Source organism: Sorangium sp. So ce281 (assembly GCF_051527395.1).
Taxonomy (GTDB): domain Bacteria; phylum Myxococcota_A; class Polyangia; order Polyangiales; family Polyangiaceae; genus Sorangium; species Sorangium cellulosum_B.
In genome coordinates, this window is the sequence record NZ_CP150322.1 from 3154214 (window position 1) to 3172776 (window position 18563).

Consider the following 18563-nt stretch of genomic DNA (forward strand, 5'->3'; position numbering starts at 1 on the left):
GCGCGGCTATGCCTCGATCCGCTCCAGCACGAGCGCGGGCGCCTCGGCGGGCGCCGGGCCGAGCCGGAAGGCGGCGCGGACGCGATCGGCCGCGGCCCGCGCGTCGTCCGCCCGGCGCGCGTGGATGCGGGCGAGGGGCGCGCCGCGGTCCACGCGATCGCCGCGCACCGCGGCGAGCTCGATCCCCACGGCGGGGTCCACGCGCTGGTCGGCGCGCGTCCGCCCGGCGCCGAGCGCGACCGCCGACAGGCCGATCTCCAGCGGATCGACGGCGGCGACGTACCCCTCGTCCTGCGCGGCGATCTCGACCACGACGGGGGCGCTGGGCAGCCGGCCGGCGTCGTGCACCACGGCCGGATCGCCCTTCTGCGCGGCGATCATCCGCGCGAGGACCTCGGCCGCCGCGCCGCTCGCGATGGCGGCCTCGAGCTTCGGCCGCGCCTCGGCCGCGCTCGCCGCCGCGCCGCCGGCGATCAGCATCTCCTCGCCGAGGGCGAGCGTGCACGCGACGAGGTCGCCCGGCCCGCGGCCGTGCAGCACCTCGATCGCCTCGCGGGTCTCGATGGCGTTGCCGACGGCGCGCCCGAGCGGGGCGCTCATGTCGGTGAGCAGCGCGGAGACGCGCTTGCCGGCCGCGGTCCCGACGCGCACGAGCGCGGTCGCGAGGGCGCGGGCGTCGCCGAGGGTCTTCATGAACGCGCCGCGCCCGACCTTGACGTCGAGCACGAGCGCGTCGATGCCCTCCGCGAGCTTCTTCGAGAGGATGCTGGCGACGATGAGCGGGATCGACTCGACCGTGGCGGTCACGTCGCGCAGCGCGTAGATGCGCTTGTCCGCGGGCGCGATCCGCGCGGTCTGCCCGATCATGCACGTCCCCACGTCGCGGACGATGCGCGCGAACGCGCCGGCGTCGAGCGCGACGTCGAACCCCGGGATCGCCTCGAGCTTGTCGAGGGTCCCGCCGGTGTGGCCGAGGCCGCGGCCGGACACCATCGGGACGGGCACGCCGCAGGCGGCGACGAGGGGGGCGAGGCAGATCGAGACCTTGTCGCCGACGCCGCCGGTCGAGTGCTTGTCGACCTTCCGTCCGGGCACGCCGGACAGGTCGAGGACGTCGCCCGAGTGGAGCATCGCGCGCGTGAGCGCGACCGTCTCGGCGTCGTCCATGCCGCGGAAGAAGATCGCCATGAGCAGCGCGGCCATCTGGTAATCGGCGAGCTCGCCGTCGCTGTGGGCGCGGACGATCCGCGCGATCTCGTCCTCGGACAGCCGCCCGCCGTCGCGCTTCTTCGCGACGAGCTCGACAAGGGTCTGCATCGGCGTCGAGCTTACCCGGGTTTGCCCCTATTTGTCCCTGGCGCGGGCCCCCCTATGGTCGGCGGGAGCGCGCGGACCGTCCCCGCAGGAGAGCGGGCACGGCGGCCGGTCGCGGTCGCGCGGGAGAAGGGAGCCGACCTGGGTCTCATGAACAGCCTCCTCTACGCCCGGGCCCAGATGGGCCTGTCGCTGGCATTTCACATCATCTTCGCCGCCGCCGGGGTGGCGCTGCCGCTGATCATGGTCATCGCGGACGCGCTCTGGCACCGGACGGGCGATCGAGACTACCTCGAGTTCTCGAAGCGCATGGCGAAGGGGACGGCGATCCTGTTCGCCGTGGGCGCCGTGTCGGGCACGGTGCTCTCGTTCGAGCTCGGGCTCCTGTGGCCGAGCTTCATGGGGACGTTCGGAGAGGTGATAGGGCTCCCGTTCTCGCTCGAGGGGTTCGCCTTCTTCACGGAGGCGATCTTCCTCGGCATCTACCTCTACGGGCGCGGCAAGCTCTCGCCGAGGCTGCACCTGCTCTCGGGCGCGCTGGTCGCGCTGAGCGGCGCGCTGTCCGCGTTCTTCGTGATCCTGGTGAACGCGTGCATGAACCACCCTGCCGGGTTCACGATGGTCGACGGGCGCCCGGCGGACATCGACCCGGTCGCGGCGATGTTCAGCCCGCCGTGGAAGCACGAGACGCTGCACGGCATCCTCGCGTGTTATCAGGCGACGGCGTTCGTGATGACGGGGATCCACGCGCTGGTGCTCCTGCGGCACCCGTCGAGCCCGCTGTTCCGCAAGGCGTTCGCGGTGACGCTCGCGGTCGCCGGGGTGACGGCGCTGGCGCAGCCGCTCGTCGGCCACTACGCGGCGGTGGAGGTCGGGAGGGGGCAGCCCGCCAAGCTCGCGGCGATGGAGGCGCACTTCGAGACCTCGGCCCGCGCGCCGCTCCTCGTCGGCGGCCTGCCCGACGTGGAGCGGCGCGAGGTCGACTACGCGATCGAGATCCCGGCGGGGCTCTCGGTGTTCCTGCACGCGGATCCTGACGCGGTGGTGCCCGGGCTGGATGCGGTCCCGCGGGACGAGTGGCCGCCGGTCACGGCGACGCACCTCTCGTTTCAGGTGATGGTGGGCGCGGGCTCCGCGATGGCGCTGCTCGCGGTGGTCGGGGCGGTGCTCGCGTGGCGCCGCAGGGGGATCCCGGATCAGCGCCCGTTCCTCTGGGCGGTGATCCTGGCGAGCCCGCTCGGCATCGTGGCGATGGAGGCCGGCTGGCTGGTGACGGAGCTCGGTCGCCAGCCGTGGATCGTGCGGGGCGCGATGCGCACACGCGACGCGGTGACCCCGTTCCCGTACCTCGCGGCGCCGTTCTGGACGTTCACGGTGCTGTATGTCTTCCTCGGCGTGGTGGTGGTCTACCTGCTCGTGCGCCAGCTCCGCGCGGCGCCGCTCGGGGTGACGGGCGGCGGTGGCGGCGCGCCGCTCGGGCTGACGGGCGGCGGCGGCGCGCCGCGCGCGTCCGGGGGAGGCGAGGCCGATGCGCGCTGAGTGGCTCCTCGGCGGGGTGATGATGGCGGCGCTCGTGCTGTATGCGCTGCTCGGGGGCGCCGATTTCGGCGGCGGCGTGTGGGATCTGCTCGCCTCCGGCCCGCGGAAGCGGGAGCAGCGCGCCCTCATCGAGCGGGTGATCGGCCCGATCTGGGAGGCCAACCACGTGTGGCTCATCCTGGTCGTTGTGCTGCTCTTCACCGCGTTTCCTCCCGCGTTCGCCGCGATCTCGATCGCGCTGCACGTCCCCCTCACGCTGTTCCTCGTGGGCGTCGTGTTTCGCGGCTCGGCGTTCAGCTTCCGCAGCTACGATTCCCGGGGGGATCGGCGGCAGAAGCGCTGGGGCTTCGTCTTCTCGCTCGCGAGCGTCATCGCGCCGGTGCTGCTCGGCATGATCGTCGGCGCGGTGGCGTCCGGGCGGATCCGGGTGGCGTCGGGGGTGGTGACGAGCGGCTTCTTCGCGCCGTGGCTCTCGCTGTTTCCGTTCGTGGTGGGGCTGTTCGCGCTGGCGCTGTTCGCGTTCCTCGCGGCGGTGTACCTGACGAACGAGGCGAAGGAGCCTGCGCTGGTCGACGATTTCCGGCGGCGCGCGCTCGCCTCGGGCTGCGTGGTGGCGGCGCTCGCGCTGGCGTCGTTCGCGGCGTCGTTCCGGGGCGCCCCGCTCATTCGAGAGGGGCTGACGGATCATCCGATCACGTGGCCGCTCCACGTCACGACGGGCCTCGCGGCCACCGCGGCGTTCTTCGCGTTGTGGACCCGCCGTTTCCGTCTGGCGCGCTTCGCGGCGGTGGCGCAGGTCACGCTGATCCTGCTCGGCTGGGCGGCCTCGCAGTACCCGTTCCTGGTGGTGCCGGACGTGACGCTCGAAGGGGCGGCGGCGAACCCGAGGACGTTGCGATTGCTTGTCTGGGTGCTCGGCGTCGGATCCGTGCTGCTGTTCCCATCGCTGTACGTGCTCTTCCGCGTCTTCGGCAGCGGCCGGGCGGGGGCTGCGTCGGACGGCGACGACGACCATTGAGCGGGAGTGGCGCCGACGTACGTGGAAGTCGCGGTGGCCAAATTTGATGCACCACCTCGACCTACCCGCAGGAGAGGCGTGAGGACGGCGCGCCGAACAGTGGCTCTGTGTCCGTCCGGGCGCTAGGGAGCGATGGCGGGATGCCGGCGGCCCATTGCCTTCCTGGGAGCAGCAACCCGCTCTCGCGGCGCCCCGAAAAAATGCGAGCGCTTTCGCGGGCCTCCCCACGGCGGTCGAACCGTGTTACGCTCGAAGGCGCGAAGTTTTCAGGATGCTTGTGGGGGAAGGAGCCCTGTAGAGATGGCGAACATGGCTAGATACCGTCGACACGCGATTGTGGGGTTACTTGCAGCGACAGCCGGTGTGACGGGCTCGTTCGCCGCGTGCACGGACTCGTACCGCCACGGGCTCACCGGCTCCGGCTCGGGCCCCACCGGGACCGGCGGCAGCGGCAGCGGCAGCGGCAGCGGCACCGGCGGCGCGGGCGGGGAGGCGGGGAGCACGGGGACCTTCGGGGAGGGGGGGCGGTGCGATCCCGTCTGCTCCAACGATCTGAAGAAGATCCTCAGCTGCAATGGGGAGACGCTGGATACATGCGATCCAGAAGAGGGGTGCGTCAACGCGGAATGCATACCGAACCCATGCGAAGCGGCGAGGAGGTCGAAGAGCTCGTACGGATGTGACTATTGGGCGCTGAAGACGGCGATGGTGGGCAACGGAAGCGGGACCTGCTTCGTCTCATTCGTGGCGAATACATGGGAAAAGCCCGTCAAGATTAACGTGCAATACCAGGGGAACGAGCTCACTGACCCTGACTTGCCCTCCGAGTTCATCTTTATTCCGGAGACGCAAGGCGCGACGACGACGTATCGGCCCTATATGCCTTCTGAAGGTCTTGGTGTTGGCGAGGTGGCGGTCTTGTTTCTTGCCAGGGATCCATTCGGTGGTTCCACTTCTGACGATTGCCCCGACCCAGCAGTGGCAGCAATTCAGGAAGAGGTCGGCGTTCGTGGAGAGGACGGTGATGGTGGGACGGGTCGAGCAAGTGCCTTCCATATCTCGACTGACTATCCGGTCGTCGCTTACCAGATGGCTCCGTTCAGTAGCTCAGGTGTGGCGCTCTCGTCGGCGACGCTGCTCCTGCCGACGAGCGCGTGGGACAATAACTATATAGCGATCAACGCCTACGGCTACTCTGGAGCCCCTGCCTATGGATCGCCATCCTTAGATATCGTTGCGTATGAGGACGATACCGAAGTGACCATTCTGCCCCGAGTCGCGATCGAAGCAGGGGAAAATGTGATTGGCTCGGCGATGGGTGAGCCCGTGACATATACTCTTGGTGCAGGTGAGTTTTTGCAGATTACTCAGAAGGCTGAGCTGACCGGGAGTCCGATCGCGTCAACGAAGCCGGTGGGCGTCTTCGGTGGGCATGAATGCATGAAGGTGCCCGACGATGTGAATGATTGTGATGCTGCCCAACAGCAGATCGCGCCAGTCCGTGCAACGGGCAATGAGTACGTTGGCGTGCGTTATCGCGGGCGTGGCGGGAACGACGAGGAAGCTCCTCCCTGGCGTATCGTCGGCATGGTTGATGACACGGAGTTGACGTGGATCCCAAGCGCTCCCGAGGGCGCGCCCACGTCGCTCAAATTGGGTGAAACATACCAGTTTAACGCGCGCGGCCCGTTCACGGTCAAGAGTCAGAGCCCGAACAATCCATTCTATCTCGGAGCCTACATGACGGGGGGGGTGCCGTTCGCGAGGCAAGGCGATCCCGAGTGGGTGAATGTTGTGCCGCCGAGCCAATTCTTGGATTACTACGTGTTCTTCACCGATCCGAACTTTCCGGAGACGAGCCTCGTGGTTGTTCGGACACCTTCCAAGCGAGATGGTTCGTTTGCTGACGTAGAGCTCGATTGCGCGGGGCCGCTCACCGGTTGGGAGGACATCGGTGAGTACCAGTATACGCGTGTCGATCTTGTTACTGGGAATTTCGAAGGGGTTGCTGACTGCTCAAACGGGCGCCGTGAGATGGTTAGTGAGCTTCCATTCGGCGTCACTGTTTGGGGTTGGGGAGCGATCCAAAACCACCAGTTGGTCTCGTATGCCTATCCGGCGGGGGCCGGTTTTCAGCCAATTAACGATGTTGTTGTGCCCCCGACGGTTCAGTGAGAGGCAATGTTGCTGTCAGCTCTTTGACTGATGCTCATCGCTGTGTGAATGGTGGCCGTCCTCGCATGATCTGCCGAGCATCGAGACGGCCATCGCCAGCGTGAGCCGAACCCACCGCGACGGCCATCAGGGGGGCGGAAGCCTGCGGCATGATCCTCGGGCTCGATGACTTCGCCGACGCAGAACGCTGCCGCCGGCGGCCGGCCCGAATGCAGCGGAACGTTCGCGTCAGCATCTGTCCGCGGCTCTCGTAGGAGGTGTCGACGCTGACATCCGAAATCTCCGCCTCATGGGCCGACTTTGTCACTCAGCCTGGATCTTTCTGGCGCAGCGCACGCCCTGGGTCCGGATTGTGCGATCTTCCCTGTTTCTGAACGCTGTATCGTAGAGCGGGGCGATGGCATTCCCACCGCGAACCACGTATCGTGTTGAGCCCGAGCAGCCCTGGTTCGAGCAGTCCTCACACGGCACCGGATAGTCTCCGCTGCAATCCAAGGTCCACTCGGAGACGTTTCCTAGCATATCGGCATGGCCCCACCTCGCATCGCCGGACGGCGAGAACGAGCCAACAGGCAGGAACGCGGCGACGCTGCATCCGCTGAAGGAGCCGTTTCCTCTGCACTCGGTGGCAGCGAACCCGCGCTCCCTCGACGCACCCCACGGATAGACCCGCTGCTCCGCGCCGCCGGCGGCGGCGTAGTTCCACTCGGCCTCGGTGGGCAGGTAGCCCCCGTCCCATACGCAGAATGCGAATGCCTCATACCACGTGACGCAATGGATCGGCCGGTCTTCGTTGGGGCCCGGCTCGGCGGTCCATGTCGGGTAGTAGTCGCATTCGAGCTGTGCTTTGAGCTCCTCGGTGTTTGCAGAGAGCGACGATGTCCAATCGAAGCGCCACCCGCTATCGGTTACGCCGGGGCGCTCCCCGGCTTTGAGCGCCGGGGGATCCCTCTGCGTTCCCTTCAGCGCCTCCACGAAGGCCCGAAATCGTCCGACCGTGACCTCGTATCTGTCGAGCCTGAAGTCGCTGACGATGGCTGGATAGTGCTCATCATTGCTCCGGTAGAAGGTTCCTCCCGGCACGACGTCAGCAGCGCAGCAATCCTTGTCCCCGTCGGCCCCGCAGCTCACTCCCGTACCAGGCGCGTCGCCGCCCTGGCAGCTCGTCGGGACGCACGCCCCGTCACGGCACCCCGGGAACGGCGTCGCGCAGGGCGCCTCCTCGACCCACGCGCCCCCTTCGCAGCGCCTCGGCTTGCCACCTGAGCACCCGCGCTCGCCCTCGGTGCATGGTACGCATCGGCCCTTTGCACAGACTGGCGTCTCTCCACTGCAAGGCCGCTGGTGAACCCACTCCCCATCTGCGCACTGCCGGGGCGTATCGCCGACGCAGTCGCGCTCGCCGTGCGCGCAACCCCCGGCGCCGGAGCTCGAGTCGCTGTCGCCACCGGCTCCGCCTCCCCCGGCGCTCGCCCGCGGAGCGTCCTTGAAGTCGTCAAGCCCGAGCACCAGGCCGCAGCTCGTCATCCCGGCCGCAATCGCCAGCGGAGCCATCCGCGCGCCCGCGCCGTGGCCCGTTCGCCGCCTTTTCACCGTCGCCACGCAGCCCACGCTACACACCGCGCTGAAGACGCGGAAGCACCGCGCGCCGTCCCGCGGCGCGGCCCCAACCCCGCGCGCCCCGGACACAGCCGCCCCCTTCCGCGGCGGTCCTCGCACCTCCTGGTTCGACCCAGGAGACATCCTCCCCCGGCCCGAGTAGTCTCCCGCCCGGACGCCGGCCCGCATGCGGCGGAACGCCCGCGTCAACCTCGTTTTTCGAGCGTTGCTTGGAGGACAGCTCACCGTGATGGATCGACGAAACCTGCCGGGCCGTGCGCCGCGACGCCCGTCGCGCCTTCGCTGCGCGCTGACCGCAGCGGCCCTGGCCGCACCGGCCCTCGCCGCGCTGGCGCCCTCCGCCGCCCGCGCGCAGGATCGGACCTTCTACCTCGATCGCCTCAGGATGGCCGGTGCCCCCGACGACGGGATCGGCGTCTGGCGCCCGCACATGGGGGAACGGACGCGCTTCTTCGGGCAGCTCGGGCTGGGGGTGTCGGTCCACCCGCTCCGCGACGACAACTACGTTGACAACCTCGCCATCGAGGAGCGGGTCGAGGGCGACGGGCCCGTCACCTCTCAGCTCATCACTTACCTGAACGCGGGCGTAGAGATCCTCGGCCGCGGCGCCCTCCAGGTCTCGTTCCCCATCGTCCTGTTCCAGGACGGCAACCAGACCTACCACCGCGAGCTCGGCCTCAACCAGAGCGTCGACCTGAAAACTGCCGCCCCCATGGACCTCCGGATCGACGCGCGCTTCGTCGCGCTCGAGCTCGACGAGCGCCGCTTCCGGCTCGGCGTCACCGGCGCGGTCTTCGCGCCCATCGGCAACACGTACGCCTTCGCCGGCGACCGGGGCGTGAGCAGCTCGTTCGGCCTCGGCGCCGAGTACGACTTCAAGGATTTCGTCGTCACCCTGAACACCGGCGTCGCCATCCGGCCGCGCGTGGCGCTCAGCGAGCTCGTCGTCGGCAGCGAGCTCACGTACGGCGTCGGCGGCTACGTCCCGCTCCTCGACGGCAAGCTCCGCCTCGGGGCCGAGATCTTCGGCTCGTTCGGCCTCCTCAAGGAGACCGCGGGCGAGCTCGATGCCTCGCCCATCGAGTGGCAGCTCAACAGCAAGATGTTCCTCACCAAGGACAAGGCGGTCTACGTGGGCGCCGGCGTCGGCACCCGCATGAGCGGCGGCTACGCGCCCGATTTCCGGGGGGTCGCCCTCGTCGGCGGCTCGTTCGGCATCGCCGACTCCGAGGCCCGCTCGCCCGGCTTCAACTACGTGATCACGGCGGAGAAGGACACCGACGGCGACGGCTACCCCGACGTCATCGACCTCTGCCCGGAGGACCCCGAGGACGGCAAGCAGCCCAAGCCGAGCGACGGATGCCCGGACATGCCCGACCGCGACGGCGACGGCATCCCCGACGTCGTCGACAAGTGCCCGGACGACCCGGAGGACAAGGACGGCATCGACGATCGCGACGGCTGCCCCGAGGAGGACGCGGATCAGGACGGCATCCCCGACGCCGAGGACAAGTGCCCGAAGGAGCCGGGGCAGGTCGTCGTCGAAGACCCGGAGAAGAACGGCTGCCCCTTCTACATCCGCAGGATCACGGGCTCCGCCGAGATCGAGATCATGAAGCAGGTCGAGTTCGAGTTCGACAGCTCCAGGATCCTCCCGCAGAGCTATCCGATCCTCGACGAGGTCGTGCGCCTGCTCAAGGCGAACCCCGAGATCAAGCTGCTCAGCATCGAGGGGCACACCGACAACCAGGGCACCATCGACTACAACGACCGGCTCGCGCACAACCGCGCCATCGCGGTCAGGGTCTACCTGATCAACAAGGGCGTTCAGTCGGAGCGGCTCACCTCCATCGGCTATGGCTCCCGCCGGCCGCTCCTGTCCAACGACACGCCGGAAGGCCGGCAGCGCAACCGGCGCGTCGAGTTCCATATCAAGTCGCAGACGATCGAGGGCCGGTAAGCCCCAGCCGGAGCGGCCGGCCGATCTTCCCCCGAGATCGAGCGGCGTTTGCGTGCACGTGCCCCGTCATGTGCACGCAAACGTCACCTCCGACCGCCGGCCGGGTTCGGCCCGGCCACGCGGGCGCGTCCCACGCGAGCGCGCTCCCGTGGATCGGCGGCCGCTGCCGTCCACGTGGCCGCTGACCGCGCCGGTCGGGCTGCTCGGCGCCGTCGCCGGCCTGGCCCAGCGCGTCGTCACCCACGTAGGGCGCGGCTTGCAGCGCGATCGGCGCGATCTCGATCGGCCCCGCGCTGTGCTAACGCTCGCGGCCTACCCGCTCCTCGCGCAGCAGCGGAGGGAAGGGGAGCGCCACACTTCTCATGGAAATGCCCGGTTCGAGCCCGTCCGACAGCGATCCCACGCCCCGGGCCGGCGCGCCCGCCGCCCCGCCGCCCCGACCTCCCGGCGCGGAGGCGCCTCCCGCGGTCGGGAGCGGGAATCGCTGGCCCTGCGACAAGGCGTTCGTCGCGACGTTCGTGCTCCTCGCCGTCGCAGCCATCGTGCCGATATGGCGGGTGCGGTTCCTGCCGCTGCTCGATCTGCCGAACCACCTCGCGGCCGTCCATATCTGGCACAGCTTCGATGAGCCGTGGACGCGCTTCAGGGACTTCTACGAGCTCAGCCTCCGTCCGGCCCCCTACGGCGCCTATCACATCCTGACGCACGTGATCGCTTATGGCGTCGGCCTCGAGAACGCGAATCGCGCCGTGCTCTCCGGTTATGTGCTCGCCATCCCCGCGGCGGCGCTCGGCTGGGCGCGCCAGACGCGGCGCAGCCCCTGGCTCTCGGTCCTCACCTTCCCGCTGGCCTTCACCCTCTCCTGGGCGTGCGGCTTCCTGCCGTTCCTCGTCGGCGTCGCGCTGCTGCTCGTCGGCGTGGTCGCGCTCGACGTCTACCTCGATCGGCCGAGCCCCTTGCGCGGGGCCGCCGTCGCGCTGCTCAGCGTCGGCTGCGGCCTCAGCCATCCGCTCATCCTCTTCGGCTATTACGTCTGCGTCGCCGTGCTGATGCTCTGCCACCTGCCCCGGTGGTCGCGGATCGCCGTCGCGCTGCCGCTCTTCGCGCCCGCCGTCGCGCTCGTCCTGTGGCAGCTCGTCGCCTTCAAGAGCCCCATGGTCGATCTGCGGAGCGGCCCGCGGTTCCAGGGCGTCTGGGTGCCATGGCACGAGATGCTCCGATCGTTCCCCGAGTACACGCTCGACTCGGTATCGGGCGATCTCGACACCCGGGTCTTCTGGGTGCTCGTCGCGGTGGCGTCGCTGCTGGGCCTCTTCGGCGTCGCGCGCGTCGCGCGCGTCGCGCGCGTCGCGCGCGTCGCGCGCGTCGCCCGGCGCTTCCTCCCTGGCCGCAGCCTTCCCGCGCGCGAGCCCGCCGCGCCTGCCGGCTCGTTCCTCGACCGGCTTCACCGCCATCGCTCTCTCGCCCTCTGCGCCGCGATGGCGATCTGCTATTTCCTCGTGCCGCTTCACCTGGCTCGCCCGTTCGACTGGTGGTTCGTGAGCGGACGCTTCTCGCCGTTCATCTGCTTCTTCGGCTTCCTGGCCATCACGGCGCCGCTCCAGGGCCGCTCCCGCCTCCTGATGGCCCCCGCCGTGGCGGCCGCGCTCGTGCTGCCGCTCCACCTCTCGGAGAAATACGCGCGCTTCGACGAGCGGGTCGCGCCGTTCGCCCGGATGGTGGAGCGGATCCCGCCGGGCGCCGAGGTCCTCTTCTTGACGTTGCCTCCACGGACCGATGAATCGCTGATCATCGAGGGCACGAACCACTTCTCCTCGTGGGTGCAGATCATGCACGGGGGCTTCAGCGCGGACGGCTGGCACAACGTGGGTTTCCCCTTCACGCTGAAGCGTCGCCTCCCCGCGCCGCCGTCGAACCGTGGTGAGTGGTTCAAGCCGGATGTCCATGGCGTCGCGTACGATTACGTGATCCTCCGGAACGAGCGGCCGGATAAGCCGGTGTTCACCGCGGCGCACCCCTCGTTTCGCCGGATCGAGCGCGATGGCGCCTTCACGCTCTACGAGCACACGCGTTGAGCGACGCCCCGGTCGCACCTCCGCTCGGCGCGGCCGAGCGCGCCGCGGTCGTTGTGGCGCGCGTCGCAAAGCGCGCCGTGGTCGTGGGGGGCGCGTCGATGACGATGACGTGACGTTCAGGCGAGGCGCGTCCTCCCCGCCGATCGGCCGTCGTTCCAGGCACCGACCGGGTAGTCTACGATCCTTGCGGTCGGCCGCCCCTCGGGTGCGTCGCGCCGAGGAGGGGAGCCGCTTGCCGATGTCGACAAGAACCCGCGCAGTCCGCCGCCGCCCGCTGGCCTGGAGCGGAGGGCTCGCCGCCGTGGTCGGGCTCGCGCTGGCGTCCGGCGTGGCGCCGTCCTGCGCCGGCGCGGCAGGCCCCGACATCCCGCGAGGCGCCGGAGGGGAGGGCGCTTCCGGCTGCCCGGCCGGCTGCGCCGCGGACCCGAGCGCCCCGCTGTGCGACCGGGAGACGGGCGACTGCGTGGCCTGTCTGCCTGGCCCTCTGGCGTGCCCGCCCGGTCAGGTTTGCGATCCCGAGGCGAAGCGCTGCGTGGCGGGCTGTGAGGCCGAGTCCGACTGCGCAGCTCCGCTCACCTGCGATCCCGCGAAGCACGCCTGTGTTGCCTGTATCGTCGACGGCGACTGTCCCCTGGGCGCGCTGTGCACCGGAGAGGGCGAGTGCGTTCAGGGCTGCTCGGCGGCGCATCCGTGTGAGAGCGGCGCGGCGTGCTGCGATGGTGTCTGTCGGGACCTCCAGGCGGACGCGCTGAGCTGCGGCGCCTGCGGTCGCGCCTGTCCGGAGCTCTCGCACGCCGGGATCGCCTGCGTCTCGGGCGCGTGCGCGCTCACCGCCTGCGAGGACGGGTTCCTCGACTGCAACCACGACCCGGCGGACGGGTGCGAGCACGACGAAGCAGCGCGCGGGCCCTGCTCGTGCGCGCCGGGCGACACGAGGGTGTGTTACGAGGGACCGCCGGGCACCGAGGGGGTCGCTCCCTGCGCCCCCGGGGTCTCCACCTGCAGGCCGAGCGGCCTCTCGTGGGGGCCGTGCCTCCACCAGGTGCTGCCGGCGCTCGACGTGTGCGCCGACGGCATCGACAACGACTGCGACGGCGCCGTCGACAACCCACCCGATCAGGACGGCGACGGGTGGACGATCTGCGACGGCGATTGCTGCGATTCCCCGGCGGACGGGTGCGGCACCCCGGCCCTCGTGAACCGCGGCGCGTTCGAGGTGGCGGGCAACGGGATCGACGACGACTGCGACGGCGCGGCAGACAACATCGCGCCTTGCGACGCCGGGCTCACGAGCGACTCGCCGGCCGCGCTCGATTATGCGAAGGCGATCGACCTCTGCGTCACCACGACGGCGAGCCCGCCGTCACGCGCGCAGCGCACCTGGGGTGTCCTCTCCGCGAGCTTCCACCGCGCCGACGGCGCGGGCGCGCCGGCCGCGGCCCAGCGATCGATCCGCCAGGGCTTCGGCTCGGGCATCACGCCGCTCCGGGGCGCGCGCCTCGCGGTGCTCTCGACCGGCGTCGCCGCGGCCGAGGCGGCGCCGAACGACACGAGGCCGAGCTTCGCCCCGTTCCAGGGCGGCCAGGACATGGGGACGTCGAGCAGGGTGCCCGCGGACTGGCTCGGCGCGAACGGCGACAACCTCCCGAACGCGCCCGGGTGCCCTGACCCGCAGGGCGGCGCGACGGCCTACGATCCCGTGATGCTGAAGCTGCGCGTCCGCGTGCCGACGAACGCGAGCGCGTTCAGCGTCTCGACGTTCTTTCTCTCTTCCGAGTATCCCGAGTGGGTGTGCAGCCGGTTCAACGACTTCTTTCTGGCGCTGCTCGACTCGACATTCGAGCCCTTTCCAGGCGAGACGGCGAACCCGGCGGACGGGAACCTCGCCTTCTACGACCCGCCGCCCGCCGGGGCGCCGGTCTACCCGCTGGGCACGAACCTCGCGTTCGGCGGCACCGGGCTCTTCACCCAGTGCGTGAACGGGCCGACCGGGTGCGGCGGCGGCGCCACCCCCGGTACGACGACCACCTGCACGAGCATCACCCAGCTCCGCGGGACGGGGTTCGATGCCGCGAGGCCGCCCGCCCAGTTCGGAGGTGAGCCCGGCTGGTGCGGAGCGAGCGAGCTCGCGGGCGGCGGGACCGGATGGCTGGTCATGAACGGCAATGTCAACCCAGGTGAGATCATGGAGCTGCGCTTCGTACTTTGGGACACCGGCGATCCCTGGAACGATTCCGTGGCCCTCCTCGACAACTTCCAGTGGTCGACGTTTGCCTCGACGCCCGGCACGCGCGAGTGAAGCGCCGCGCGGGACGATGGCGCGCGACCGCAGCGGACGGACGGCGACCCGATTACACTGCGCGGCGCACAGAGGACCGCGGCACGCATCCCTCGGCCTCGCGCTCGTCAGGAGCGCTTCCGTTCATCACCCAAGGAGACTGCATGAGGAGAACGATCACGCCGCTCGCGCTGTTGCTCGCGAGCCTGTCTTTCGCCACGCTCGGCTGCGATAGCAAGGGGAGCGACGCGCCGGCCCCCGGAGCGGTGGCCGAGGGCAAGCCGACCGAGAGCGCCGCCCCTGCGGCGACGACGGCCGCGCCGGTGGCGACGGCGGCCGTGCCGGCCGCGGCGACCGCCGAGCCGACGGCCGCTGCGTCGGCCGCGCCGGCGGAGACAGCCGCGGCGACCGCCGAGCCGGCGGAGACGGCCGCGCCGAAGGCGACGGCCGCTGCGTCTGCCGCCGCGGCCGCGGGGCCAGCGTCGACCGGCGCCGCGCAGGCGGGCGAGAAGAAGTTCGAGTGCGGCGCGAAGGGCCAGAAGATGTGCCCAATGCAGGCCTGGATGAAGAGCACGATGGCCTCCGCGACCTCGAGCGGCGACGCCGCGAAGATCGCGACGGCGCTGCAGTACGTGGCCAGCAAACCGCCGCCCGGCATGGGCAGCTGGGTGGCGATCACGAAGGCGGGCATCGCCAAGGCGAAGGCCGGCGACGTCGACGGCGCGAAGGCGAGCTGCAAGCAGTGCCACGACCTCTACAAGGAGCAGTACAAGAAGACGATGCGCGATCGTCCCTGGTGAGCCGCCCGGCGGCGGCGCGGCGGATCCGCGCCGGTCCGCGCCGGTCGCCGCTGCGTCCCCGCGGCTCGCCGCGGCGAAGTTCCCGTAACCGAACGACATTTTCGCGGGCACACGGCGCCGTGGCGAGCGCTGAGCGCTGTTTCCGGGCGCGCCGTGCGCGGCCAGCGTCGCCGCCGCGCGCCCGGTCGGCGATCGCTGCTCGGCCGGCAGTGCGCGGGACAAACATCTTGGACGGGAGGGGGTGATGCGATACAGCGCTGAGCTGATGGCGCGCGCTGTTCGCACTGGCCCTGGGGGTGCCCATGCGCCTGCCACCGCGTCCACTCGCGCGCGGGGGGCCGGCAAATCGAGCGGGGCAGCGGCTGCTCCGCGCCCGCGCGGCGGCCAGACCGCCGACCCGTTCTCGAGCGGCGCGACGCCGCCCTCCAAGCCGCGCGCGGGCGCGGCGCCGCGCCTCACCGGCGACGCGGCCCTCGACGTCAGATCGAGCACGGCGGCCCCGAGCGTGCGCCCTCCGGCGGCCCCGAGCGTGCGCCCTCCAGCGGCTGCGTCCGCGCCGAGCGTGCGCCCTCCAGCGGCCGCGTCCGCGCCGAGCGTGCGCCCTCCGCGGGCGGACGCGGGGGCTCCTGCGGCCGCCTCGAAGAGGCCTCCTCCGCCGGACGACGACGACGACGATGATGACGACGTGCGGGGCGGCGCGCAGCGCGGCCGGCCGCGCGGCCCGTTCACCCAGCACCGGCGGCTCGACTCGCTGCGCAGCCTGCTGCAGAAGCACCCTGCCGGCCTGACGATCTACGATCTCGCGCGCGAGCTCAACGTCACGCCGCGCTCGCTCCGGCGCTACCTTGTCGAGGTCAAGCGCGAGCTCGATCTCGTGTCGGTCGCCACGCGCCCCGGGGGCCCTCGCCTCTGGCGGCTGTCTCCGAGCGAGGCGCCCCGGCGCGTCGAGGTGCGGCGGACGCAGGCGTACGCCCTGCTCGCCGCCCGCCGGCTGTTCGAGCCGATGCGCGGCTCGACCCTGTTCGAGGAGATCGACCTCGCCGCGCAGCGCCTCCTCGGCGTCGCGCGCAGGCCCGGGCGCGGACCGAACGCCGGCGTCGCCGACGCGCGGCTGGAGGAGCGCTTCCTCTATCTCCCGTTCGCCCCGAAGGACTACGCCGCGCGCACCGAGGAGCTCGACGACCTGTTCCAGTCCGTCGCCGACCTGCGCCCCCTGCGGTGCCGCTACCGCCGCTCGCGGGACGGGCGCGAGGAGCGGGTGCTCATCCACCCGTACGCGCTCGTCCTCTACAAGGACGCGATCTACTGCGTGGGCCTCCACGTGGGGCGCGGCGAGGTGCGCACGTTCCTGCTCGATCGCATGCGCGACACGGAGTGCGCGGTCACCGAGCGGTTCGAGCTGCCTCCGGATTTCTCCATCGACGACTACTTCCAGGGCCAGTTCGGCATCTGGCGCGGGGGCGAGCCCCGGCGCGTCGTGATCGACTTCGACGAGCGCGTCACCGAGTTCGTGCGGACGCGCAAGGTGCATCCGTCTCAGGAGCTCACGCCGCTGTCCGGCGGCGGCGTGAGGCTCACGATGCTCATCGGCGACATGACGGAGCTCGCGACGTGGGTCCTCGGCTTCGGCGAGACCGCGCGCGTCGTCGAGCCGCCCGACCTCGTGGACCGCGTGAAGCGCGAGCTCGCCGGCGCGCTCGCCCGCTACGAGGAGCCGCCGCCGGCCGCAGGGTAGCCGGCGTCCGGGCTGGATCGAGGGAACCCGGTCGGCTGGGCAGGCGGCATGGCGGACGAGGTGCGATCGAGCGGGTAACGGTGCATGCTGGCTGCACGGGTAAGGTACGGAGGATCGCGTCGCGGCGTCGTGTGGCCCCGCGAGCGGGCGGAGGGTTCGGATGAAGCTGACCGTTGAGAACCTCGGCGTGATCCGGAGCGCCGAGCTGGACATTCGGCCGTTCACCGTCTTCATCGGCCCCAACAACACGAACAAGACGTGGGTTGCTCACGCGCTGTACACGCTTCTGCGGTACCAGGCCTGGAACCTCGACATCTCCGATCCTTCGGGGTGGAACGACACGCCGGCAGCGGTGCTCGAGGACGACCTCGCCGCGGCGCTCGACGCGCTGGCGACCAGCGTCGCGCAGCGCGTGGCTGAGCCGAGGGGAGAAGCCTCCCTGAGCGTCGCGATCAAGCGGAGCGACTTCTTTCCGGCGCACGGTGACCTTGTCCTCACGCTCGGAGCGCAGGGGCTCGCGCTGGCGCTGGGGGCTCCCAAGGAAGCGCTTGCCGGCGGGACGGTGCGCCTCCGGCTCCGCCGTGAAGAGCTCGACGCCTTCGGTCCCCCGTCCATCCTCGTCACCGCGAGCCGGAAGGAGCAGTTCGTCGGCGTGGCGCTCAGGAGCGCGGAGGGGAGCGTTACCGAAGGCCCGGGCATCATGTCTTTGGGCGACATGTCGGACGAGGACATCACGAAGGATGTGCGACGCTTCGTGCGGCACTACTCGCTGAAGGCGCTCCGCAATGTCCTTGCGCTGCCCGCGGAGCGGAAGCTGATCGCCGCGATCGCCCGGTCCCGGAGGGATGCAGACCGCATGCTTGCCCGGATGAGTCTGCCGATCATCCATTTCGCCGACTTCATTGACCTGCCGAGCGGAGCGGGCTCCTCCGCTCCGGGGGAACGGCTGGCGCCGCAGATCACCGATCGCGTCGAGCGCCTCCTCGGCGGGCGGGTCACCGTTCCGGACACCGGTGATCCGCTGGTCTTTCGCTTCGGGTCCGGCAGAGAGCTTCCGATCCAGGCCGCTGCTTCCCTCGCGCGATCGCTGGCGGGCCTCGATCTTTACCTGCGGTCGTATGCGCGGAAGGGCGACGTCCTGATCATCGACGAGCCCGAGATGAACGCCCACCCCGACGTTCAGGTCGCGCTCACCGAGCTCTTGGCGCTCCTCGTGAACCAGGGCGTCCAGATCGTCATCACCACCCATAGCCCGTACGTCGTCGATCACCTCACGAACCTGATGGAGGCATGGGCGCTGCCGCGAGCGGCGCAGGAGCCGATGGCGGAGCGGTTCTGGTTGAAGACGGAGGAGGCGTTCCTCGATCCTGAGAGGGTCGGCGTCTACTGGTTCAAGGAGTCCGGCGAAGTCGCCGATGCGCTCGATCGCGTCGAGCGGAGCATCGACTGGGACACGCTCGGCAAGGTCAGCGAGCGCGTGAGCAACCTCTACGGAGATCTGCTGGCCGCGCAGCGCGAGGCCGCCGAGTGACGCTCCTCGAGATCCTGCTCTTCCGCGCCCTCAACGTGGGATCCACGTCGGTCTCGGATCGCGGGACGGGGGTGCGCGCCTCGCTGGCCCCGCGACCGAACGAGACCATCCTCGCATTCCAGATCGACACGCCCGAGTTCCGCAAGGGGCTCCAGCTCGACGACAGCACACGCCTCTCGGACGGATTGATCGTGTACCGCTCGGTCGGTGCACCCGCGGTCATCCTGCTGGTCGAGCTCAAGGGGAGCGACGTCGCTCGTGCCGTGACGCAGCTCGAGTCGACGTTCCATGTTGTCGGGTCGCACGTTCGCGCGGAGGTGATGTACAGAGCCGTGATCGTGACCAACGGTGCCAGCCTGCCGAGGCTGGACGAGCTACGAAAGAAGCTTCGGCGCGACGCCCACATGGACCTTCGGATCGTGAAGGTGAAGAAGGGCGGCTCCGCCGACCTGCGCGACTGCTTGCCCTGAGCTGGGCGAGCGGCGGGCTCGCGGAGGCTGAGGTCGCCGCGCTCGTGC

Annotated in this window: 12 protein-coding genes; 10 read left to right on the plus strand and 2 right to left on the minus strand. The window is 70.3% G+C overall.

The window, feature by feature from the left end; translation table 11 throughout:
- Positions 1–6: 6 nt before the first annotated feature.
- On the minus strand, positions 7–1317 hold the full coding sequence (locus WMF27_RS12095; protein ID WP_437768712.1) for a thymidine phosphorylase: 1311 nt from the start codon (positions 1315–1317) through the stop codon (positions 7–9).
- Between the two features lie 147 nt (positions 1318–1464).
- Here WMF27_RS12095 and WMF27_RS12100 point away from each other — a divergent pair, with 147 nt between their 5' ends.
- The 3 genes from WMF27_RS12100 to WMF27_RS12110 all read left to right on the plus strand — a co-directional run bounded on the left by WMF27_RS12100 (position 1465) and on the right by WMF27_RS12110 (position 6046).
- Entirely contained in the window at positions 1465–2853 is a 1389-nt protein-coding gene (locus WMF27_RS12100; protein ID WP_437768711.1) for a cytochrome ubiquinol oxidase subunit I, read from the plus strand.
- Positions 2843–3871, plus strand: coding sequence for a cytochrome d ubiquinol oxidase subunit II (locus tag WMF27_RS12105; protein WP_437768710.1), 1029 nt, complete (start codon positions 2843–2845; stop codon positions 3869–3871). The genes WMF27_RS12100 and WMF27_RS12105 overlap by 11 nt, the downstream gene beginning before the upstream one ends.
- Positions 3872–4171: 300 nt before the next feature.
- Positions 4172–6046 (plus strand): IgGFc-binding protein, encoded by a 1875-nt coding sequence (locus WMF27_RS12110; RefSeq protein ID WP_437768709.1) that lies wholly within the window; start codon positions 4172–4174, stop codon positions 6044–6046.
- A 303-nt stretch (positions 6047–6349) separates the two neighbouring features.
- Here the strand turns inward: WMF27_RS12110 and WMF27_RS12115 are convergent, their stop codons facing one another.
- Positions 6350–7129 carry a formylglycine-generating enzyme family protein gene (locus WMF27_RS12115; protein WP_437768708.1) on the minus strand — a complete coding sequence of 260 codons (780 nt, stop codon included), beginning with the start codon at positions 7127–7129 and terminating at the stop codon, positions 6350–6352.
- A gap of 766 nt (positions 7130–7895) precedes the next feature.
- Between WMF27_RS12115 and WMF27_RS12120 the strand changes: the two genes are divergently transcribed.
- From WMF27_RS12120 to WMF27_RS12150, 7 genes are all read left to right on the plus strand, one after another.
- Positions 7896–9626 carry an OmpA family protein gene (locus tag WMF27_RS12120; RefSeq protein ID WP_437769861.1) on the plus strand — a complete coding sequence of 577 codons (1731 nt, stop codon included), beginning with the start codon at positions 7896–7898 and terminating at the stop codon, positions 9624–9626.
- A gap of 362 nt (positions 9627–9988) precedes the next feature.
- Positions 9989–11701 carry a hypothetical protein gene (locus WMF27_RS12125; RefSeq protein ID WP_437768707.1) on the plus strand — a complete coding sequence of 571 codons (1713 nt, stop codon included), beginning with the start codon at positions 9989–9991 and terminating at the stop codon, positions 11699–11701.
- A gap of 238 nt (positions 11702–11939) precedes the next feature.
- Entirely contained in the window at positions 11940–14000 is a 2061-nt protein-coding gene (locus tag WMF27_RS12130) for a MopE-related protein (RefSeq protein ID WP_437768706.1), read from the plus strand.
- Positions 14001–14143: 143 nt separating this feature from the next.
- Entirely contained in the window at positions 14144–14779 is a 636-nt protein-coding gene (locus WMF27_RS12135; RefSeq protein WP_437768705.1) for a hypothetical protein, read from the plus strand.
- 595 nt (positions 14780–15374) lie between these two features.
- Positions 15375–16514, plus strand: coding sequence for a helix-turn-helix transcriptional regulator (locus tag WMF27_RS12140; protein WP_437944152.1), 1140 nt, complete (start codon positions 15375–15377; stop codon positions 16512–16514).
- A gap of 160 nt (positions 16515–16674) precedes the next feature.
- Positions 16675–18045, plus strand: coding sequence for an AAA family ATPase (locus WMF27_RS12145; RefSeq protein WP_437768703.1), 1371 nt, complete (start codon positions 16675–16677; stop codon positions 18043–18045).
- Complete coding sequence (locus tag WMF27_RS12150; RefSeq protein WP_437768702.1) at positions 18042–18515, plus strand: hypothetical protein; 474 nt, start codon at positions 18042–18044, stop codon at positions 18513–18515. Before WMF27_RS12145 ends, WMF27_RS12150 begins: the two co-directional genes overlap by 4 nt.
- Positions 18516–18563 lie beyond the last annotated feature (48 nt).

Excerpts from the sequence above, each read along its gene's own strand:
- WMF27_RS12095 (WP_437768712.1), bottom strand. The coding sequence starts at position 1,317 with ATGCAGACCCTTGTCGAGCTCGTCGCGAAGAAGCGCGACGGCGGGCGG.
- WMF27_RS12100 (WP_437768711.1), top strand. The coding sequence starts at position 1,465 with ATGAACAGCCTCCTCTACGCCCGGGCCCAGATGGGCCTGTCGCTGGCA.
- WMF27_RS12105 (WP_437768710.1), top strand. The coding sequence starts at position 2,843 with ATGCGCGCTGAGTGGCTCCTCGGCGGGGTGATGATGGCGGCGCTCGTG.
- WMF27_RS12110 (WP_437768709.1), top strand. The coding sequence starts at position 4,172 with ATGGCGAACATGGCTAGATACCGTCGACACGCGATTGTGGGGTTACTT.
- WMF27_RS12120 (WP_437769861.1), top strand. The coding sequence starts at position 7,896 with ATGGATCGACGAAACCTGCCGGGCCGTGCGCCGCGACGCCCGTCGCGC.
- WMF27_RS12125 (WP_437768707.1), top strand. The coding sequence starts at position 9,989 with ATGGAAATGCCCGGTTCGAGCCCGTCCGACAGCGATCCCACGCCCCGG.
- WMF27_RS12130 (WP_437768706.1), top strand. The coding sequence starts at position 11,940 with ATGTCGACAAGAACCCGCGCAGTCCGCCGCCGCCCGCTGGCCTGGAGC.
- WMF27_RS12135 (WP_437768705.1), top strand. The coding sequence starts at position 14,144 with ATGAGGAGAACGATCACGCCGCTCGCGCTGTTGCTCGCGAGCCTGTCT.
- WMF27_RS12145 (WP_437768703.1), top strand. The coding sequence starts at position 16,675 with ATGAAGCTGACCGTTGAGAACCTCGGCGTGATCCGGAGCGCCGAGCTG.